This is a genomic window from Streptomyces sp. NBC_00663 (assembly GCF_036226885.1).
Classification (GTDB): Bacteria; Actinomycetota; Actinomycetes; order Streptomycetales; family Streptomycetaceae; genus Streptomyces.
This window is the reverse complement of the sequence record NZ_CP109027.1, coordinates 3262656-3281323: the sequence shown is the minus strand read 5'-3', so window position 1 is coordinate 3281323 and position 18668 is coordinate 3262656. Positions and strand designations below refer to the sequence as shown.

Genomic DNA, 18668 nt, shown 5'->3' with positions numbered 1-18668 from the left:
GCGCGTCATACCTCCAGCAGCCAGCGTCCGCCGCCTATCAGTGAGCACAGGCTCACCGCGTGGAACAGGAACAACCACAGGCCCGCCGGGACATGCGTCAGCCTCGACAACTGGTCCGCGTCCGAGTCGCCCGCGCCTCCGCGCGCCCGCTTCGCCTGCAACTCGAACGCCGGTCGAACTCCACCGAGCAACAAGAACCACACGACCGCGTAGGCGAAAGCGGCCTGCACCTGAGGGCCCGCGAGCCACGACACCACCACGAACGTGCCGCCCGTGAGCAGCACCGTCAGGGCGCCGTACGCGTTGCGGATCATCACCAGCATCGCCACGAGGAGGGCCGTGGCCAGCCACAGGAGCAGGGTGATGCGGCCGGCGGCGAGGAGGGCGGCGCCGCCCAGGCCCAGCAGCGGGGGAGCGGTGTAGCCGGCGGACGCGGTGAGGATCATGCCGATGCCGTACGGCTTGCCCTTGCTGACGGTCAGGCCGCTGGTGTCGGAGTGCAGCCGTATACCGGTCAGCGTGCGGCCGGTGAGCAGTGCGATCAGCCCGTGGCCGCCCTCGTGGGCGATGGTGATGGCGTTGCGCGCGATACGCCACAGGGTGTGCGGGACGACTATGGCGAGCGCCGCGACCATGGTGGCGAGAACCACCCACAGATCGGGGTCGGGCTGGGTGCCGATCAGCTCGTCCCAGAGAGAGGTCGCTGTGTTGGCGTCCATGTTCGGTGGTGGCTCCCTCTGGTCGTACGGAGTCTGGCAGTGTGGCACGTATGTGCGGACGGTATGCAGCTAGTCGTAGGCCCGAGGATCTCGCAGGAATCTTTGAGATCGAGCAGTGGGAGCCCGAGGAGACCCTGGTCCCCGACTACAACGTGGCCCCGACCAAGGAGGTCTACGCCGTCCTCGACCGTCCTCTTAAGGACGCCGAAGATCCGCACCCGGTTCGGCAGCTCCGCAAGCTCAAGTGGGGACTGGTGCCGAGCTGGTCGAAGACCCCCGAGGGCGGCGCCCGGATGATCAACGCCCGCGCGGAGACCGTCCACGAGAAACCCTCCTACAAGCGGGCCTTCTCCTCGCGCCGCTGCATCATCCCCGCCGACGGCTACTACGAGTGGGTCACCGCCGCCGCCGAGCGGGATCTTGAGGTCGAGGGCAAGAAGAAGCGGCCGCGCAAGCAGCCGTACTTCGTGCTGCCCGCCGACGGGTCGGTGTTCGCGATGGCCGGGCTGTACGAGTTCTGGCGGGACCGGACCCTGCCCGACGACCATCCGCAGTCCTGGTGGGTGACCTGCTCGGTGATCACGACCGAGGCCGAGACCGGCCCGCTCGCCGTGGCCCCCGCCGACGGACCGCACGCGCTCGCCGACATCCACCCCCGGATGCCGCTGATGCTGACGCCGGACCGCTGGGACTCCTGGCTGGACCCCTCCCGCACGGACGTCGAGGACCTGCGCTCCCTGCTCGCGCCGCCCCCGCCCGGCCTCATGCGCGCCTACCCCGTCTCCACCGCCGTCAGCAACGTCCGCAACAACGGGCCGGAGCTGCTGAAGGAGCTGGAGGGGCCGGAAGAGGGCACACTCTTCTAGCGTGACGACCGAGATCATCGCCACGGATGCGGGGGACGCCCGTATCACCTGGCACAAGGCGAAGAAGGCGCGGCTGGTGCTGGCCGTCAGCCATGGGGCGGGCGGCGGGATCGAGGCGCGCGATCTTCAGGCGCTCGCCCGGGTACTCCCGGAGCACGGTGTGACCGTCGCCCTCGTCGAGCAGCCCTGGCGGGTCGCCGGGAAGAAGCTGGCGCCCGCACCGAGGACGCTGGACGTGGGCTGGCGGGGGATCTGGTCGGCCGTGGCCGGGCCCGGACTCCCCGTCGTCTCCGGCGGGCGCAGTGCCGGGGCCCGGGTGGCCTGCCGTACCGCCGTGGAGCTGGGCGCCGCCGCGGTGCTCGCCCTCAGCTTCCCGCTCCACCCGCCGGGCAAGCCGGAGAAGTCGCGTGCCGCGGAGCTCCTGGGGGCCGGGGTGCCCACCCTCGTCGTACAAGGAGGCAACGACCCCTTCGGGAAGCCGGACGAGTTTCCGGCCGGGGGCGCTTACGAGCTGGTCGAGGTGCCGTACGGCGATCATGGATTCGCGGTGCCGAACAAGGCGCCGATCGGCCAGGACCAGGCCGTGACGGTCATCACGGACGCGGTGGTGAAGTGGGCCGGGTCACTCGGGTAAAGAGCCGGGAATGTTGTGCGGCGGACCTCTGTTGAGCGGGACAGAAGTGCTCACACGTCTGAGGAGAGGAAGTCCGCCGCATGGGTTCGACCTTCTGCCCGACCCGCAGCAGCCGCGCTGACCTGGACTGGACGGTGCTGCACGCGGGCAAGACCACGCCTATTCGAGGCGCGGCGGGCACGGGTAGTCGTCTATCCTCCGATTCTGGTGGCATCGGCTTCGACGCTGCCCAGAAACTTGAGGAGGTGGGTCCGGTTCCCGGTACCGACGCAGGGACCGAACACGGCCAGGCGGAGCAGCCCGAGGGCCAGGGCACGGGCACGGAGTCCACGTCGGAGCGCACCGCGCGCTTCGAGCGGGACGCGCTCGAATTCCTCGACCAGATGTACTCGGCCGCCCTGCGGATGACGCGCAACCCGGCCGACGCCGAGGACCTGGTGCAGGAGACCTACGCCAAGGCGTACGCGTCCTTCCACCAGTTCCGCGAGGGCACCAACCTCAAGGCGTGGCTGTACCGGATCCTGACCAACACGTTCATCAACTCGTACCGCAAGAAGCAGCGTGAACCCCAGCGCTCCGCGGCCGAGGAGATCGAGGACTGGCAGCTGGCACGCGCCGAGTCGCACATGTCGACCGGTCTGCGCTCCGCCGAGTCGCAGGCGCTGGACCACCTGCCCGACTCGGACGTGAAGGAAGCGCTCCAGGCGATCCCCGAGGAATTCCGTATCGCCGTCTATCTGGCGGACGTCGAGGGCTTTGCCTACAAGGAGATCGCGGACATCATGGGGACACCCATCGGTACGGTGATGTCCCGGCTGCACCGGGGCCGCCGTCAACTGCGCGGCATGCTCGAGGACTACGCCCGTGAGCGCGGGCTGGTCCCGGCCGGCGCCGGAGAGTCGAACGAAGTGAAAGGTTCGGGCTCATGAGCTGCGGAGAGCCGCACGAGACGGACTGTAGTGAGGTGCTCGACCATCTCTACGAGTTCCTCGACAGCGAGATGCCGGACGTCGACCGCGACAAGTTCAAGCAGCACTTCACCGAGTGCTCGCCGTGCCTGGAGAAGTACGGGCTCGAAGAGGCCGTGAAGAAGCTGGTCAAGCGGTGCTGCGGACATGACGACGTCCCCACCGACCTGCGTTCCAAGGTGCTCGGCCGGCTCGACCTGATCCGCTCAGGACAGGCGGTGCCGGACCACGACATCGCCACGGCACCGGCCGGCCCGCAGGAATCCTGAACGCACGGTCGTCACTCGAACGTGCTAATCCACGGGTCATAAGCCCGCGGACCTCCCCCTCACCGCCCTAGGCTCCCGTGCTGGAAGCGCGTGCCCGGGGAGGGGTGTATGGAGGCGATACCCGCACGGGCCCGTGTGTACATCGGCTGTGTGGCCCTCGCCGCCCTGTACTGCCTGCACCTGCTGCCGGCGGTACGCGCCCCGTGGTGGGCGGTGGCCCTGCTCGCCGTCCTCTACGCGGGCGGCGAGCGGCTCTCCGGCTCGTTCTACCCCGTTCTGCTCGCCGGTGCCTTTCTGCTGCCGCCGCCCGCCGCCGCGCTCGTCGCGGTGCCGGGGGCGCTGCTCTCCCCGGTCGCCCGACGGCCACGGCTGCCGCGCCGGATCTGGCGGGCCTCCCAACTCGCCCTCGCCGCCTGGGCCGCGTCCCGGGTGCACTGGGCGCTGGGCGGCCGCGACGCCGTCGTCAACTCCGACTTCCCCTACGCGCTCGTCCCCGCCGGGGCGGCCGTCGCCGCGTTCTGCCTGGTGCTGACCGTGCTCGACGGCGGCATCCTGACGCTCGCGGAAGGCGTCCCGGCCCGGCTGGCCTGGCGAGGGCTCCTCGTACGCTCCCTCGCGCCGATCGCCGTACACGGGCTCGCCGGGCTCATGATGGCCGTCCTGTGGCGCAGCCCGTACGGGCCCGTCGCCGCGCTGCTCGTGCTGCTGCCGATGTGTGTGTCCTGGTGGGCGTTCGCGCAGTACCACCGGGAGCGGGCCGCCCACCAGGCGACCATCCGCGCGCTGGTGCAGGCCGTCGACATCAAGGACGAGTACACCCGCGGACACAGTGAACGCGTCGGCCAGGCCTCGATGATGATCGCCCGCGAGCTGGGCCTTGACGAGGGCCGCATCGAGGTCCTCCGCTTCGCCGGCATCCTGCACGACGTGGGCAAGCTGGGCGTCCCGACGCGGCTGCTGCGCAAGGACGGGCCGCTGACGCCCGAGGAACGCCGGATCATCGAGCTGCATCCGGAGTACGGGCACGAGATGGTGCGCGGGATCTCGTTCCTGGGGGAGGCCCGGGCCGCTGTCCTGCACCATCACGAACGGCTGGACGGCAGCGGATACCCGTACGGGCTGGTCGGGGCGCAGATCCCCGAGTCGGCGCGGGTGGTGGCGGTCGCCGACGCCTTCGACGCGATGACGTCCACCCGCTCCTACAGCAGGGCGCGGCCCGTGGGGACAGCGCTGGAGGAGCTGGAGCGGTGCGCGGGGACGCAGTTCGACCCACGGATGGTGACGGCACTCGTCCGGGCCCTGGGACGGCACGGCTGGCATCCCGCGGTGACCGCGGACGAGGCGGCACGCCCGCCGGGTCCGCGACGGCCGACGGGCAGCCGGTCCGGGGTACGGAGGTGAGCGCGCAAGTGCCGGGTGGGGCGATGAGCGCGCGCGTATCGGGTGGGTCGGGTACCGCGATCAGCGCGTCCGTGCCGGGCACGGCGACGGGATCGGCCTCGGCCGGTGGGCCGGCGTCGGCGCCACGGTCGCCGATGCCGCTGCGCCTCGTCCACACCTCCGCCGCCCTCGTCGCCGGTGTCTCCCTCGCCGTCACCCTGTGGACCGGCCTGGAGGAGCGGGGCGCCGCGGTCGCCTTCGGGGTGCTGATCGGCGTGGGGGAGCTGACGCGGTGGACCGGCGCCCAGGTCAGGGAGGCCGCGCCGCTCGGGGCCGCCGGGGCGCTGTCGTACGCGCTGCTCGGGGCGGACGCCGGGCGGGCGACGCAGCACGGGGTGGCCCAGGTGGTCGCGGTCGTCGTCGCGGCCGGGCTGCTGGGCAGCGTGCCGCACATCTGGCGGGGCAGCGGACGGACACGGGACCACCTCTCGCGGCGCGTGCTCAGCACCGGCTTCGCCGCCGTCTGCTTCCAACCCCTCTACAACCAGGGCGTGTTCACGGCCTGGGGCGGACCGGCATACGCCCTGCTGCTGATCGCGCTGCTCGCCCTCACCGCCCTGTGCGACGCTGTGCTCGCCGCCGCGCTGCGGCACTCCCGCACCCGCTGGCCCTTCGGCCCCCTGCTGCGCGACGAGCTGCGGGCGCTGCTCGGCATCGGCTCAGCCGTCTGCGCGACCGGCGCCGTCATGGCCCTCGCGGTCGCCGTCGTCGGCCTGTGGGCGCTGCCGGTGTTCTGTGTGCCCCTGCTGCTCACCCAGCTCTCCTTCCGGCGCTACGCCGCCGTCCGCACCACCTACCGGCAGACCATCGCCTCCCTCGCCCGCGCCACCGAGATCGCCGGATACACCCCCGCCGGACACGCCCGCCGGGTCGCCGCGCTCAGCCGCGCCGTCGGCCGGGACCTGGGGCTGTCCGGGCGGGACCTCACCGTCCTGGAGTACGCCGCCCTCATGCACGACATCGGACAGCTCAGCCTCGTCGACCCGGTGCCCGCCGGGGCCACCGCCACCCTGCCCGCCGAGGAACAGCGGCGGATCGCGCTGCTCGGCGGGGCCGTCGTACGGCAGACCGGGGTGGACGGCGCGGTCGCCGTGGTCGTGGAGCGGCAGGCCGCCCCGTACCGGCAGCAGCCGGTCGCCGCACGGATCGTACGGACCGTGAACGCCTACGAGGAGAAGGCGCGGGACGCCGGGCCCGGCGGGCCCCTCACCGCACTGGAGGAGCTGCGGCTGGCGACCGCGGGGGACTATGCGCCGGAGGTCGTGGAGGCGCTGGCCAGGGTGCTGGCGAGAGACTGTCTGACCCTGCCCCAGGCTGGGTAACCCATGGGTAATGAGCGCCCCTCCAGCCGCACGTGGTTGGATGCGAAGGAGAGGGATTCCGGGGGCAGTGGCGAGGTCACTGAGGGCAACTGGCAGGCGGGAATCGTGAGGATCTTCGGCAAAGGACGGCACCGGCCCTCCGCCTCCTGGCGGCAGGCCACCGACCGCGCGTTCACGCTGATCGGCGACGGTCGGTACGAGGACGCGGGCGCGCTGCTGACGCGCGCCGCCGATCTGGAACCGTGGCTGTCCGAGTCCTGGTTCAACCTCGCCCTGCTGCACAAGTTCCGGCACGACTGGGAGCAGGCCCGTGCGGCCGGGCTGCGTGCCGTGGCCCTCCTCGACCGGGAGACGGGCGCACCCGACTGGTGGAACGTCGGCATCGCGGCCACCGCCTTGCAGGACTGGCCGCTGGCCCGGCGGGCCTGGCAGGCCTACGGGCTGCGGGTGCCGGGCGGGGCGGCCGACCCCGGTGAGCCGGTCGGCATGGACCTCGGCAGCGCGGCTGTACGGCTGTCGCCGGAGGGGGAGGCCGAGGTGGTGTGGGGGCGCCGGCTGGACCCCGCGCGCATCGAGGTGCTGTCGATCCCGTTGCCGTCCTCCGGGCGGCGGTGGGGTGAGGTCGTGCTGCACGACGGGGTGCCTCATGGGGAGCGGACGACCGCCGCCGGGCACTCCTATCCCGTCTTCGACGAGATCGAGCTGTGGGCGCCTTCGCCGGTGCCGACGTGGGTGGTGCTCCTCGAGGCCGCCACGGAGGCCGATCGGGACGCGCTGGAGCAGCTTGCCTCCGACGCCGGGTTCGCGGCGGAGGACTGGTCGTCCTCGGTGCGGCTGCTGTGCCGGATGTGCTCGGAGTCCCGGATGCCGTCCGATGAGGGCGACGGGGAGCATCTCGACCCGCACGACCACAGTGAGCCGGGGCACCCCGGACCGCTGGGGCATCGGACGGACGGACAGCTGTGGGTGCCGGAGCGGGAGTGTGGCGTCGCTGCGCCGCCTTCGCTGGTACGAGGGCTGCTGGACGGGTGGGTCGCGGACAGCCCGGACTCCAGGGACTGGCGCGACCTCGAAGAGGTCTGCTGAAACCTCGCCGTACCCTGTATCAGCACACTTCTCCCCTGTTTTGGTTTAGGAAGGCATCGTCGGTCATGGCGCAGCAGGACACCGATCAGCAGCACGTGGGCGTGCTTCCCGTGGACGACGAGGGTTTCGTCATCGACACCCAGGACGCCGAGGAGCGCGAGAACGCGTGGCGTGAGCGTGGGACCTCGCGGCCCATCACCGTCGTCGGGAACCCGGTGCTGCACAAGGAGTGCAAGGACGTCACCGAGTTCGGCGCGGAGCTGGACCAGCTGGTCGCGGACATGTTCGCCTCGCAGCGCACCGCCGAGGGCGTGGGCCTGGCCGCCAACCAGATCGGCGTCGATCTGAAGGTCTTCGTCTACGACTGCATGGACGACGAGGGAGCCCGGCACGTCGGTGTCGTCTGCAACCCCAAGGTCGTCGACCTGCCCGCCGAGAAGCGCCGCCTGGACGACAGCAACGAGGGCTGTCTGTCGGTGCCGACGGCGTACGCGCCGCTCGCGCGTCCCGACTACGCCGAGGTGACCGGGCAGGACGAGAAGGGCAATCCGATCAAGGTGCGCGGCACCGGGTACTTCGCTCGGTGTTTGCAGCACGAGACCGATCACCTGTACGGGTACCTCTACATCGACCGGCTCTCCAAGCGTGAACGCAAGGACGCGCTGCGGCAGATGGCTGAGAACGAGCCCCGCTACCCTGTCGTCGCGAACGACTGAGAGCGACCGGGGCCCCACAAGTCCCCTCCGCACGGCGTCTGTTCAGGAACCCCTTCCTGACCAGGCGCCGTTCGTCTGTCCGTCGCACGTTCGATCGCTTGTGCTCCCTTACTGATCCAGAACCAGTCACACAAGGGGAGATTCTCGGCACTGTGGGGTAGTGAATGGTGCAAATCCGTTCCCAGACCGGTCAGTTGTAGGGCTGAATGGGAAGTGCGGGGATACGCAACGGCGCACGCCCGGTACAGCGGGAGGGGCGTGCGTAACTGGCGGCTGAGAGGGGTTAGTTCGTGCATGCTTTCTCACACGGCACCACATCGACACCGACAGCGGTCGCGGTCCCACCGTCGCTCTCTCTCCCGGTGATCGAGGCGGCGTTTCCCCGGCAACTCCACCCGTATTGGCCCCAGCTCCAGGAGAAGACACGCACCTGGCTGCTGGAAAAGCGGCTCATGCCGGCGGACAAGGTGGAGGAATATGCCGACGGTCTTTGCTACACGGACCTCATGGCGGGCTACTACCTGGGCGCCCCCGACGCGGTCCTCCAGGCGATAGCGGATTACAGCGCGTGGTTCTTCGTCTGGGACGACCGGCACGACCGCGACATCGTCCACGGGAGGACGGAGGCCTGGCGGCAGCTCAGGTTCCGGCTGCACACGGCCCTCGACACCCCCGAGGACCATCTGCACCACGAAGATCCGCTGGTCGCCGGGTTCGCGGACAGCATGGTGCGGCTCTACTCGTTCCTGCCGCGGACGTGGAACACGCGGTTCGCCCGGCACTTCCACGAGGTGATCGAGGCGTACGACCGGGAATTCCACAACCGCACCGAGGGCGTGGTGCCGACGGTCGAGGAATACCTCGCACTGCGCCGCCTCACCTTCGCGCACTGGATCTGGACCGATCTGCTGGAGCCGAGCGCGGGCCGGGAACTCCCGGAACGGGTGCGGGAAAACCCGGCCTATCGGCAGGCGGCGCTGCTGAGTCAGGAATTTGCCGCCTGGTACAACGACCTCTGCTCGCTGCCGAAGGAAATAGCGGGTGACGAGGTCCACAACCTCGGAATAAGCCTCATCAAACACGAGGGAATGAGCCTCAAACAGGCGGTCCGGGAAGTCAGGCGACGGGTCGAGGAATGCATCGACTCATTCCTCGTCGCCGAGAACGACGCCTTACGGTTCGCGGACTCCCTCGCCGACGGAACGGTCCAGGGAAAGGAGCTGAGTCACACCGTGCGCGCCTGCGTCGGCAATATGCGCAACTGGTTCAGCACCGTCTACTGGTTCCACCACGAGTCCGGCCGCTACACGGTCGACAGCTGGGACGACCGGTCCACGCCCCCGTACGTCAACAACGAAGCGGCAGGTGAGAAATGACCGTCGAGTCTGTGAAGCCCGAAGCGCCGGCGACCCCGGCGTCCGGGCTGCGTGAAGCACCCCTGGCGGGCGGCGGCGTCCCGCTCCTCGGACACGGCCTGAAGCTGCTGCGCGACCCGCTGGCCTTCATGTCCCAGCTCCGCGACCACGGCGACGTCGTACGGCTCAAACTGGGCCCGAAGGAGGTGTACGCGCCCACCACGCCGGCCCTCACCGGAGCCCTCGCGCTCAACCCCGACTTCGTCATCGCCGGGCCGCTGTGGGAGTCCCTGGAAGGCCTGCTCGGCAAGGAGGGCGTGGCCACCGCCAACGGCCCGCAGCACCGGCGTCAGCGGCGCACCATCCAGCCCGCCTTCCGGCTCGACGCGATCCCCGCGTACGGGCCGATCATGGAGGAGGAGGCGCACGCGCTGACGACGCGCTGGCAGCCCGGCGAGACCGTGGACTGCACCACCGAGTCCTTCCGGGTGGCCGTGCGGATCGCGGCCCGCTGTCTGCTGCGCGGCGACTTCATGGACGAGCGGGCCGAGCGGCTCTGCGTCGCCCTCGCCACCGTCTTCCGCGGGATGTACCGGCGGATGGTCGTGCCCCTCGGGCCGCTCTACAACCTGCCCCTGCCGCCCAACCGGAAATTCAACGCGGCCCTGGCCGATTTGCATCTCCTCATCGACGAGATCATCGCCGAGCGCCGCGCATCTGGTCAAAAGCCGGACGATTTGCTGACAGCATTGCTGGAGGCGAAGGACGACAATGGCGACCCCATCGGGGAACAGGAGATCCACGACCAGGTCGTCGCGATAGTCACCCCGGGCAGCGAAACGGTGGCGTCGACGATCATGTGGCTGCTCCAAGTCCTCGCGGAACATCCGGAACACGCGGACAGGGTGCGCGACGAGGTCGAATCCGTAACGGGCGGCCGTCCCGTCGCATTCGACGACGTCCGGTCGCTCCGGCACACCAACAATGTCGTCGTCGAAGCCATGCGTTTGCGTCCCGCGGTATGGATATTGACGCGCCGCGCGGTCACCGACACAGAACTCGGTGGGTATCGCATTCCGGCCGGTGCGGACATCGTCTACAGCCCGTACGCGGTCCAGCGCGATCCGAAGTCGTACAAGGACAGCCTCGGCTTCGACCCCGACCGCTGGCTTCCGGAACGGGTCAAGGAGGTGCCGAAATACGCCATGAGCCCGTTCAGCGTCGGCAACCGCAAGTGCCCGAGCGACCACTTCTCGATGGCGCAGCTGTCGCTGATCACCGCGGCGCTCGCCACGAAGTACCGCTTCGAGCAGGTGGCGGGGTCGAACGACGGGACGCGGGTGGGCATCACGCTCCGCCCGCACAAGCTGCTGCTGCGGCCGGTGGCGCGGTGATCAGGCCGCTTCCGGCCCTCTGAACGTCCTTCGATAGGCGTTCGGGGTGGTGCCCAGCGCCCGTACGAACTGATGGCGCAGTGCGGCCGCGGTGCCGAACCCGGTTCGGCCCGCGACCGCGTCCACCGTTTCGTCCGTCCCTTCCAGCAACCGCTGGGCGAGCAGGACGCGTTGCCGCAGGATCCAGCGGTAGGGCGTGGTCCCGGTCTCCTGCTGGAAGCGGCGGGCGAAGGTGCGTGGGGACATGTGCGCGCGCTCGGCGAGCTGCTCGACGGTGACCTCCTCGTCGAGATGCCGCTCCATCCAGACGAGGACCTCGCCGACGGTGTCGCAGCGGTCCTTCGGCAGCGGCCGCTCGATGTACTGCGCCTGTCCGCCGTCCCGGTGCGGCGGTACGACCATCCGCCGGGCGATCTTGTTGGCGACCTCGGGGCCCTGCTCCTTGCGGACGATGTGCAGACAGGCGTCGATACCGGCGGCGGTGCCCGCGGAGGTGATCACGGGGTCCTCGTCGACGTAGAGCACGTCGGGTTCGATGACCGCACGGGGGTAGCGCAGAGCGAGCTCGCCGGCCTGCTTCCAGTGCACGCTGCACCGCCGCCCGTCGAGCAGCCCGGCGGCGCCCAGCACGAAGACGCCGGAGCAGACGCTGAGGACGCGGGCCCCCCGGGCGACGGCCCCGCGGAGGGCGTCGAGCAGCTCGGGCGGATACTCCCGCACCACATAGTCCGCCCCCGCCGGTACGGCGATCAGGTCGGCCTCCTCCAGCCGCTCCAGGCCGTACGGCGTGGAGACGCTGAGACCGCCGACATGGGTGCCGAGCGTCGGTCCCTCGGCCGAGGCGACGGCGAAGTCGTACGTCGGCAGCCCCTCGTCGCTGCGATCGATGCCGAACACCTCGCAGACGACCCCGAGTTCGAAGGGATGCACTCCGTCGAGCAGAACGGCGACCACGTTTCTCAGCATGCTGCCAGTGTGCCTCGTGAGTGGCAGTAAATCGAGGGTGTGCGGCAGTCCTGCCACTGTTTGTAAGGAGTGTCCAGCGCGAGAGTGGTGTCATGACTACCGCACAGACAGAAGGACTGATCGGAATGCTGACCGTGCTGGGCATCCTCTTCGTGCTGGTCCTGCCGTCGGTGATCGGCATCGCACGCGACCGGCGCATCGACCGGGAGATCAGGGAGGCCGAACAAGGCCGCCCGAAGAACGCCGGCCCGCAGGCGCAGCCGCGGCGCCGCTACTTCACCACCACGGTGACCCACCACTCCTGAATCCCCTGGCAGGCGACCCGGCCGGACTCGGTGGCGCACAGCGGGCGGGACGAGCTGAGCCGGACCGTCCCCGGCGCGACCGCCTCGAACGCGGCGTTCGCGTCACCGGGCAACAGGACGATCCCGCTGTTGGCGGCCTCCAGCCCGGCGCCCTCGGCGGCGACCGGCTGCCAGGGCCTGTTCCTCGCCCCGTCCAGACCGACCCGGACCGTTCCGCCCACGTCCAGGCACACGGTGCGGCCGCTGTCCGAGGCGTGCAGCTCCGGCACGGACGCGCAGCCGGAAGGCGACACGGTCTCCCCGCTGCCGCTGCCGGCCTCGGTACCGCAGCCGGCCAGCAGCAGGGCCGCGATGACGAAGGTCGTGGTACGACGCATGACGGATCCCTCCTCGCCTCTATGACGTGCCGGCGGCGAGAAGGGATCCCTGGCGTGGGGCTAGAAGTCCTCGTCCAGGTCGACCGTGCCCTCCACGGCGACCTGGTACGCGGACGGGCGGCGCTCGAAGAAGTTCGTCAGCTCCTGGACGCCCTGGAGCTCCATGAAGGAGAACGGGTTCTCCGAGCCGTACACCGGGGCGAAGCCCAGGCGGGTGAGGCGCTGGTCGGCGACGCACTCCAGGTACTGACGCATCGAGTCGGTGTTCATGCCCGGCAGACCGTCACCGCACAGGTCGCGGCCGAACTGGAGCTCCGCCTCGACCGCCTCCCGCATCATGTCCGTGACCTGCTGCTGGAGCTGCTCGTCGAAGAGCTCCGGCTCCTCCTTGCGGACGGTGTCGACCACCTCGAACGCGAAGCTCATGTGCATGGTCTCGTCGCGGAACACCCAGTTGGTGCCGGTGGCGAGACCGTGCAGCAGACCCCGGCTGCGGAACCAGTAGACGTACGCGAAGGCACCGTAGAAGAACAGGCCCTCGATGCACGCGGCGAAGCAGATGAGGTTGAGCAGGAAACGGCGGCGGTCGGCCTTCGACTCCAGGCGCTCCAGCTTCTCGACCTCGTTGATCCACCGGAAGCAGAACTCCGCCTTCTCGCGGATGGAGGGGATGTTCTCCACCGCCGCGAAGGCCGCCGTCCGGTCCTCCGGATCGGGGAGGTAGGTGTCGAGGAGCGTCAGATAGAACTGGACGTGCACCGCTTCCTCGAAGAGCTGGCGGCTCAAGTACAGCCGCGCCTCCGGGGAGTTGATGTGCTTGTAGAGCGTCAGCACCAGGTTGTTCGCCACGATCGAGTCGCCCGTCGCGAAGAACGCCACCAGGCGGCCGATCAGGTGCTGCTCCTCCGGCGTCAGCTTCGCCAGGTCGGCGACGTCCGAGTGGAGGTCGACCTCCTCGACGGTCCAGGTGTTCTTGATGGCGTCCCGGTAGCGCTCGTAGAAGTCCGGGTAGCGCATGGGACGCAGAGTCAGCTCGAAGCCCGGGTCGAGCAGGTTCTTCTGGGTGGAGCTCATTACTGGCAGGCCTCGCAGGACTCGGGGTTCTCAAGGGAGCAGGCGATCGCTTCTTCCGAAGTCACCTGCTGGACGGGGACAGTTGTCTGCGCCTGGGCCGCGCGCGCGATCCTTGTCGCCGGGCGCGAGCGCAGGTAGTACGTCGTCTTCAGGCCCTGCTTCCAGGCGTACGCGTACATCGAGGAGAGCTTGCCGATGGTCGGCGTCTCCAGGAACAGGTTCAGCGACTGGGACTGGTCCAGGAACGGGGTGCGCGCGGCGGCCATGTCGATCAGGCCGCGCTGCGGGATCTCCCACGCCGTGCGGTACAGGTCGCGGACGTCCTGCGGGACCCAGGTGAAGCCCTGCACCGAGCCGTTGGACTCGCGCAGCGCCTCCCGGGTCTGCGCGTCCCACACGCCGAGCTTCTTCAGCTCGGCCACCAGGTAGGAGTTGACCTGGAGGAACTCGCCGGACAGCGTCTCGCGCTTGAAGAGGTTCGAGACCTGAGGCTCGATGCACTCGTACACGCCCGCGATCGAGGCGATCGTGGCGGTGGGCGCGATGGCGAGCAGCAGGGAGTTGCGCAGGCCCGTGGTGGCCATCCGCTCGCGCAGCGCCGCCCAGCGCTCCGGCCAGGTCAGCTCGACACCGTAGTGGTCGGGGTGCAGGACACCCTGGGCGGTACGGGTCTTCTCCCACGCCGGGAGCGGGCCGTTGCGCTCGGCGAGGTCGGTGGAGGCCTCGTACGCGGCGAGCATGATGCGCTCGGCGATGCGGGTGGAGAGGGCCTTGGCCTCCGGCGAGTCGAAGGGCAGCCGCAGCTTGAAGAAGACGTCCTGGAGGCCCATCGCGCCCAGGCCCACCGGGCGCCACTTCGCGTTCGACCGGCCGGCCTGCTCGGTCGGGTAGAAGTTGATGTCCACCACGCGGTCGAGGAAGGTGACGGCGGTGCGGACGGTCTCGTCCAGCCGCTCCCAGTCGATCTCCTGACCGACCACGAACGCGCCCAGGTTCACCGAACCGAGGTTGCAGACCGCCGTCTCCCCGTCGTCCGTGACCTCCAGGATCTCCGTGCAGAGGTTGGAGGAGTGGACCACACTGCCGGGCAGCGCCGTCTGGTTGGCGGTGCGGTTGGCGGCGTCCTTGAAGGTCATCCAGCCGTTGCCGGTCTGCGCGAGGGTGCGCATCATGCGGCCGTAGAGGTCACGGGCCGGGATGGTCTTCCTGGCGAGGCCCGCCGCCTCCGCCTTGCGGTACGCGGCGTCGAACTCCTCGCCCCACAGGTCGACCAGCTCGGGCACGTCGGCCGGGGAGAACAGCGACCACTGGGCGTCGGCGTTCACCCGGCGCATGAACTCGTCCGGGATCCAGTGCGCGAGGTTCAGGTTGTGCGTACGCCGGGCGTCCTCGCCGGTGTTGTCGCGCAGCTCCAGGAACTCCTCGATGTCGGAGTGCCAGGTCTCCAGGTACACCGCGGCGGCGCCCTTGCGCCGGCCGCCCTGGTTCACGGCGGCGACACTCGCGTCCAGCGTCTTCAGGAACGGCACGATGCCGTTGGAGTGCCCGTTGGTGCCCCGGATCAGCGAACCGCGGCTGCGGATACGGGAGTACGAGAGGCCGATGCCACCGGCGTGCTTGGAGAGGCGGGCGACCTGGTGGTAGCGGTCGTAGATGGAGTCCAGCTCGTCCAGCGGGGAGTCGAGGAGATAGCAGGACGACATCTGGGGGTGCCGGGTGCCGGAGTTGAAGAGCGTGGGGGAGGACGGCAGGTAGTCGAGGCGGCTCATGAGCCCGTAGAGCGCGGCGACTTCGTCCAGGGCGCGCGTGGTGTCGTCCTCGGCGAGACCGGCGGCGACGCGCAGCATGAAGTGCTGGGGTGTCTCGATGACCTGGCGGGTGATCGGGTGCCTCAGGAGATAGCGGCTGTGCAGGGTGCGGAGCCCGAAGTAGCCGAAGCGGTCGTCGCCCGCCGGATCGATCAGCGCGTCGAGACGCGCCGCGTGGATCCGTACGAACTCCGCCGTACGGTCGGCGACCAGGCCCTCGCGGTGGCCGACCGCGACCGACTCGGTGAAGGACGTGACGCCCTGGGAGGCGGCCTCGGCGGCGATGCTGACGGTCAGCAGCCGGGCCGCCAGCCGGGAGTAGGCGGGGTCCTCGGAGATGAGTCCGGCGGCGGCCTCCGTCGCCAGCTCGCGCAGCTCCGCGCCGCCATCGGAGGCCGCCCGGCCGGACCGGCCGCGCAGCGCGGCGGCGGCGACCCGTCCGGGGTCGGCGTCGGGCAGGTCGGCGGTCAGCTCGGTCAGGGTCCGCAACAGGGCGGTACCGGGACCGTCGTTCTCCGCCTGGACCGCTGAAGCCGGATCGGCTGGCGCGATGGTCACTGGGGGGCTCTCCCTCGCTCGGCACGGGGCCTGGCGGAGAGCAGGGGGCAGCACGAGCGCACGCGGCGTCGCGTCCACCGGCCCACTCCGCGAGGCCCGGACGTCATGGCACCCGGGCCACGGCGGCCTGGGCGCGCTGTCGACAGGTCCTCGGACTGACTCCCGTACACGCACAAGACATGCACAAGTACACCGTTGCGGGACAGTTCCGGATTCGCACCGGATTCCCCTGCGGCGACAGCGAGCATGAGCATACATCTTGTGCCGGGTTCGGGTGGCACCCCTAGATGTTGTGTCGCGGCGACTTCAGAGCGTCAACTCATAGGTGAGAAGCGTGAACTCCTCGCCGGGGATCGGCCGCCAGTCGCGCTCGGGTGCGCGGACGAAACCGAGGCGTTCGTAGATGCGGTGGGCGGCGTGCATGATCTCCTGGGTCGACAGGACGACGCCCGTGCAGCCGTCCGCCGCCTTCGCCCGGTCGATACAGGCGCGTACGAGGGCTTCCCCGGCCCCTCTGCCACGCGCTGCGCGGCTGACGGCGAGCATGCGGATCACGGCCTCGTCGGGCCGGGCGTGCTCGGCCATGTCGCCGCCGGCGGCGACGTAGGTGACGGTGCCGATGAGTTCGCCGCCCAGCGAGGCCACGAGGACCTCGGCGGAGCCGGCCCGCTTGGCGACGTCCCTCAACTCGCCCAGGTACCAGTCGCTCTCGCCGAAGGTGAGGAGGTCGTCCAGGAGATAGGCCTGGGCCGTGATCTCGCCGATCGTGTCGTATTCGCCGGGTTCCGCTGCCCGGATCTCGATGTCCATGGGTGCGAGTGTGCCCGACCGGTACGACAACGGGCCGCCGGATATTCCGACGGCCCGCTGAGCACGGAAACCCTCAGTGCGAGGTGCCCGCCGTCGCCGGCGGCAGCTCGACCTGGACGCCGGGGTCGCCGGCGTCCGCCGTGTAGTCCTCCGGGCTGGTCTCGTCGATGCCCTCGGGGGCCTTGAAGGCCTTCAGGGCGAAGGTCAGGACCACCGTGACGGCGACGTTCAGGACGAACGCCGTCAGGCCGATGTAGCCGATCTCGCCGATGCCCGGGATCTCCTTCGACGAGCCGCCGAAGTGCTTCTGCGTGGGCGAGGCGACGCCGTACGCGGCGACGGTGCCGTAGATCATGCCGACGGCCCAGCCGGCGAGCAGCGCCCAGCGGTGGAACCAGCGGGTGAACAGGCCGCCGACCAGGGCCGGGAAGGTCTGGAGGATCCAGATGCCGCCCAGGAGCTGGAAGTTGATGGCAACCGTCTTGTCCATGGTCAGGACGAAGATGAGCGCGCCGACCTTCACCAGCAGGGACACCAGCTTGGAGACCTTGGTCTCCTGCTCGGGCGTGGCGTCCGGCTTGATGAAGTCCTTGTAGATGTTGCGGGTGAAGAGGTTCGCCGCCGCGATGGACATGATCGCCGCCGGCACGAGGGCGCCGATGCCGATCGCCGCGAAGGCCACGCCCGCGAACCAGTCCGGGAACATGTCCTCGAAGAGCTGCGGGATCGCCAACTGGCCGTTGGTGACCTTGACTCCGGCCGCGATCGCCATGAAGCCCAGCAGCGCCAGCAGACCCAGCATCAGCGAGTACAGCGGCAGGATCGTGGTGTTGCGGCGGATCACCTCACGGCTCCTGGAGGAGAGCGTCGCGGTGATCGAGTGCGGGTACATGAAGAGCGCGAGCGCGGAGCCCAACGCCAGCGTGGCGTACGTCCATTGGCCCGGCTCGCCCGGCACCAGCGCACCGCGTGGCGCGCCCGTCGCCGGGTTGGTCTGGCTGTACGCCTCGCCCGCCTTGGCGAAGATCTCGTCGAAGCCGCCCAGCTTGATCGGGATGTAGATGATCGCCACCGCGATGACGATGTAGATCAGCGTGTCCTTCACGAACGCGATCAGGGCGGGGGCGCGCAGGCCGGACGAGTACGTGTACGCCGCGAGCACACCGAAGGCGATCAGCAGCGGCAGGTCCTTGACGAACCAGTTGGTGTCCTCGCCGCCGCCGACGCCCATGACGTCCAGGACCGCCTGGATACCCACGAGTTGGAGGGCGATGTAGGGCATCGTCGCGAGGATGCCGGTGACGGCGACCGCGAGCGACAGCCCCTTCGAACCCCAGCGTCCGCGCACGAAGTCGGAGGTCGTCACATAGCCGTGCTTGTGCGAGACCGACCACAGGCGGGGCAGGAAGGTGAAGATCAGGGGGTACACGAGGATCGTGTACGGCACCGCGAAGAAGCCGGCCGCGCCCGCCGCGTAGATCGCCGCGGGGACGGCGACGAAGGTGTACGCGGTGTAGAGGTCGCCGCCGAGCAGGAACCAGGTGACCCAGGTGCCGAACGACCGGCCGCCCAGGCCCCATTCGTCCAGCGATTGCTCGTTCTCGGCCTTGCGCCAGCGCGCGGCGAGGAAGCCCATGACCGTGACGGCCAGGAAGAAGAAGATGAAGACGCCGAGCGCGACGCCGTTCACGCCGTCGTTCACTTGGTACCTCCACGACGGGCGCGCTGGTCACGCTGCCAGAGCTTGTACGCGGTCATCGTCAGCGCGGTGGAGATGAGCACCCACAGCATCTGGTACCAGTAGAAGAACGGGATGCCGATGAAGGTCGGGTCGACCTTCGCGTACGACCCCACCCACAGCATCGCCACGAAGGGCGCGAAGAGGCACAGGGCGATGACCACGCGGACGGGTGTCACCACCGGTGGTCTGGCCTCGGGCGAATCTGATGACATGCGGCGGCTCCGATCCCCTCATCACTGATCACCGTGTAACGCGCAGGC

General features: G+C 69.7%; 19 protein-coding genes and 1 riboswitch. Of the genes, 11 read left to right on the top strand and 8 right to left on the bottom strand.

Going from position 1 to position 18668, the window contains the following annotated elements; translation table 11 throughout:
• Positions 1–5 precede the first annotated feature (5 nt).
• Entirely contained in the window at positions 6–719 is a 714-nt protein-coding gene (locus tag OG866_RS14715) for a M50 family metallopeptidase (RefSeq protein WP_329334918.1), read from the bottom strand.
• Between the two features lie 50 nt (positions 720–769).
• Between OG866_RS14715 and OG866_RS14710 the strand changes: the two genes are divergently transcribed.
• The 10 genes from OG866_RS14710 to OG866_RS14665 all read left to right on the top strand — a co-directional run bounded on the left by OG866_RS14710 (position 770) and on the right by OG866_RS14665 (position 10769).
• Complete coding sequence (locus tag OG866_RS14710) at positions 770–1585, top strand: SOS response-associated peptidase (RefSeq protein ID WP_329334916.1); 816 nt, start codon at positions 770–772, stop codon at positions 1583–1585.
• A gap of 1 nt (position 1586) precedes the next feature.
• Positions 1587–2219, top strand: a complete 633-nt coding sequence (locus OG866_RS14705) for an alpha/beta hydrolase family protein (RefSeq protein WP_329334915.1) — start codon at positions 1587–1589, stop codon at positions 2217–2219.
• A 245-nt stretch (positions 2220–2464) separates the two neighbouring features.
• On the top strand, positions 2465–3148 hold the full coding sequence (sigR, locus tag OG866_RS14700) for an RNA polymerase sigma factor SigR (protein ID WP_329344102.1): 684 nt from the start codon (positions 2465–2467) through the stop codon (positions 3146–3148).
• The gene (gene rsrA, locus OG866_RS14695; protein ID WP_329334913.1) at positions 3145–3456 is read left to right on the top strand and encodes a mycothiol system anti-sigma-R factor; all 312 of its coding nucleotides are present in this window, start codon (positions 3145–3147) and stop codon (positions 3454–3456) included. The genes sigR and rsrA overlap by 4 nt, the downstream gene beginning before the upstream one ends.
• A 108-nt stretch (positions 3457–3564) precedes the next feature.
• A complete protein-coding gene (locus OG866_RS14690) occupies positions 3565–4857 on the top strand; it encodes an HD-GYP domain-containing protein (RefSeq protein ID WP_329334912.1) in 1293 nt (430 codons plus the stop codon).
• A gap of 134 nt (positions 4858–4991) precedes the next feature.
• Positions 4992–6218, top strand: coding sequence for an HD-GYP domain-containing protein (locus OG866_RS14685; RefSeq protein ID WP_329344100.1), 1227 nt, complete (start codon positions 4992–4994; stop codon positions 6216–6218).
• A gap of 105 nt (positions 6219–6323) precedes the next feature.
• Positions 6324–7304, top strand: coding sequence for a tetratricopeptide repeat protein (locus OG866_RS14680; RefSeq protein WP_329334910.1), 981 nt, complete (start codon positions 6324–6326; stop codon positions 7302–7304).
• 65 nt (positions 7305–7369) lie between these two features.
• A complete protein-coding gene (gene def / locus OG866_RS14675; protein ID WP_329334908.1) occupies positions 7370–8020 on the top strand; it encodes a peptide deformylase in 651 nt (216 codons plus the stop codon).
• Positions 8021–8310: 290 nt separating this feature from the next.
• The gene (gene cyc1, locus OG866_RS14670; RefSeq protein WP_329334906.1) at positions 8311–9396 is read left to right on the top strand and encodes an epi-isozizaene synthase; all 1086 of its coding nucleotides are present in this window, start codon (positions 8311–8313) and stop codon (positions 9394–9396) included.
• Complete coding sequence (locus tag OG866_RS14665; RefSeq protein ID WP_329334904.1) at positions 9393–10769, top strand: bifunctional albaflavenone monooxygenase/terpene synthase; 1377 nt, start codon at positions 9393–9395, stop codon at positions 10767–10769. Before cyc1 ends, OG866_RS14665 begins: the two co-directional genes overlap by 4 nt.
• On the opposite strand, the gene OG866_RS14660 is transcribed toward OG866_RS14665, so the two are convergent.
• Entirely contained in the window at positions 10770–11735 is a 966-nt protein-coding gene (locus OG866_RS14660; RefSeq protein WP_329334902.1) for a helix-turn-helix domain-containing protein, read from the bottom strand.
• Positions 11736–11827: 92 nt separating this feature from the next.
• Here OG866_RS14660 and OG866_RS14655 point away from each other — a divergent pair, with 92 nt between their 5' ends.
• Positions 11828–12040, top strand: coding sequence for a hypothetical protein (locus tag OG866_RS14655; RefSeq protein ID WP_329334900.1), 213 nt, complete (start codon positions 11828–11830; stop codon positions 12038–12040).
• On the opposite strand, the gene OG866_RS14650 is transcribed toward OG866_RS14655, so the two are convergent.
• The 6 genes from OG866_RS14650 to OG866_RS14625 all read right to left on the bottom strand — a co-directional run bounded on the left by OG866_RS14650 (position 12007) and on the right by OG866_RS14625 (position 18620).
• Positions 12007–12417 carry a hypothetical protein gene (locus OG866_RS14650; RefSeq protein WP_329334898.1) on the bottom strand — a complete coding sequence of 137 codons (411 nt, stop codon included), beginning with the start codon at positions 12415–12417 and terminating at the stop codon, positions 12007–12009. The two genes, OG866_RS14655 and OG866_RS14650, sit on opposite strands and share 34 nt — an antisense overlap.
• A 60-nt stretch (positions 12418–12477) precedes the next feature.
• Positions 12478–13491: a ribonucleotide-diphosphate reductase subunit beta gene (locus OG866_RS14645; protein WP_329334896.1), complete on the bottom strand. Its 1014-nt coding sequence runs from the start codon at positions 13489–13491 to the stop codon at positions 12478–12480.
• On the bottom strand, positions 13491–15857 hold the full coding sequence (locus OG866_RS14640; protein WP_329334895.1) for a ribonucleoside-diphosphate reductase subunit alpha: 2367 nt from the start codon (positions 15855–15857) through the stop codon (positions 13491–13493). The genes OG866_RS14645 and OG866_RS14640 overlap by 1 nt, the downstream gene beginning before the upstream one ends.
• A 124-nt stretch (positions 15858–15981) precedes the next feature.
• Positions 15982–16111: riboswitch (cobalamin riboswitch) on the bottom strand.
• 52 nt (positions 16112–16163) lie between these two features.
• Positions 16164–16667 carry a GNAT family N-acetyltransferase gene (locus OG866_RS14635; RefSeq protein ID WP_329334894.1) on the bottom strand — a complete coding sequence of 168 codons (504 nt, stop codon included), beginning with the start codon at positions 16665–16667 and terminating at the stop codon, positions 16164–16166.
• 73 nt (positions 16668–16740) lie between these two features.
• Positions 16741–18369, bottom strand: coding sequence for a monocarboxylate uptake permease MctP (gene mctP / locus OG866_RS14630; RefSeq protein WP_329334892.1), 1629 nt, complete (start codon positions 18367–18369; stop codon positions 16741–16743).
• A complete protein-coding gene (locus OG866_RS14625) occupies positions 18366–18620 on the bottom strand; it encodes a DUF3311 domain-containing protein (protein WP_329334890.1) in 255 nt (84 codons plus the stop codon). Before OG866_RS14625 ends, mctP begins: the two co-directional genes overlap by 4 nt.
• Positions 18621–18668 lie beyond the last annotated feature (48 nt).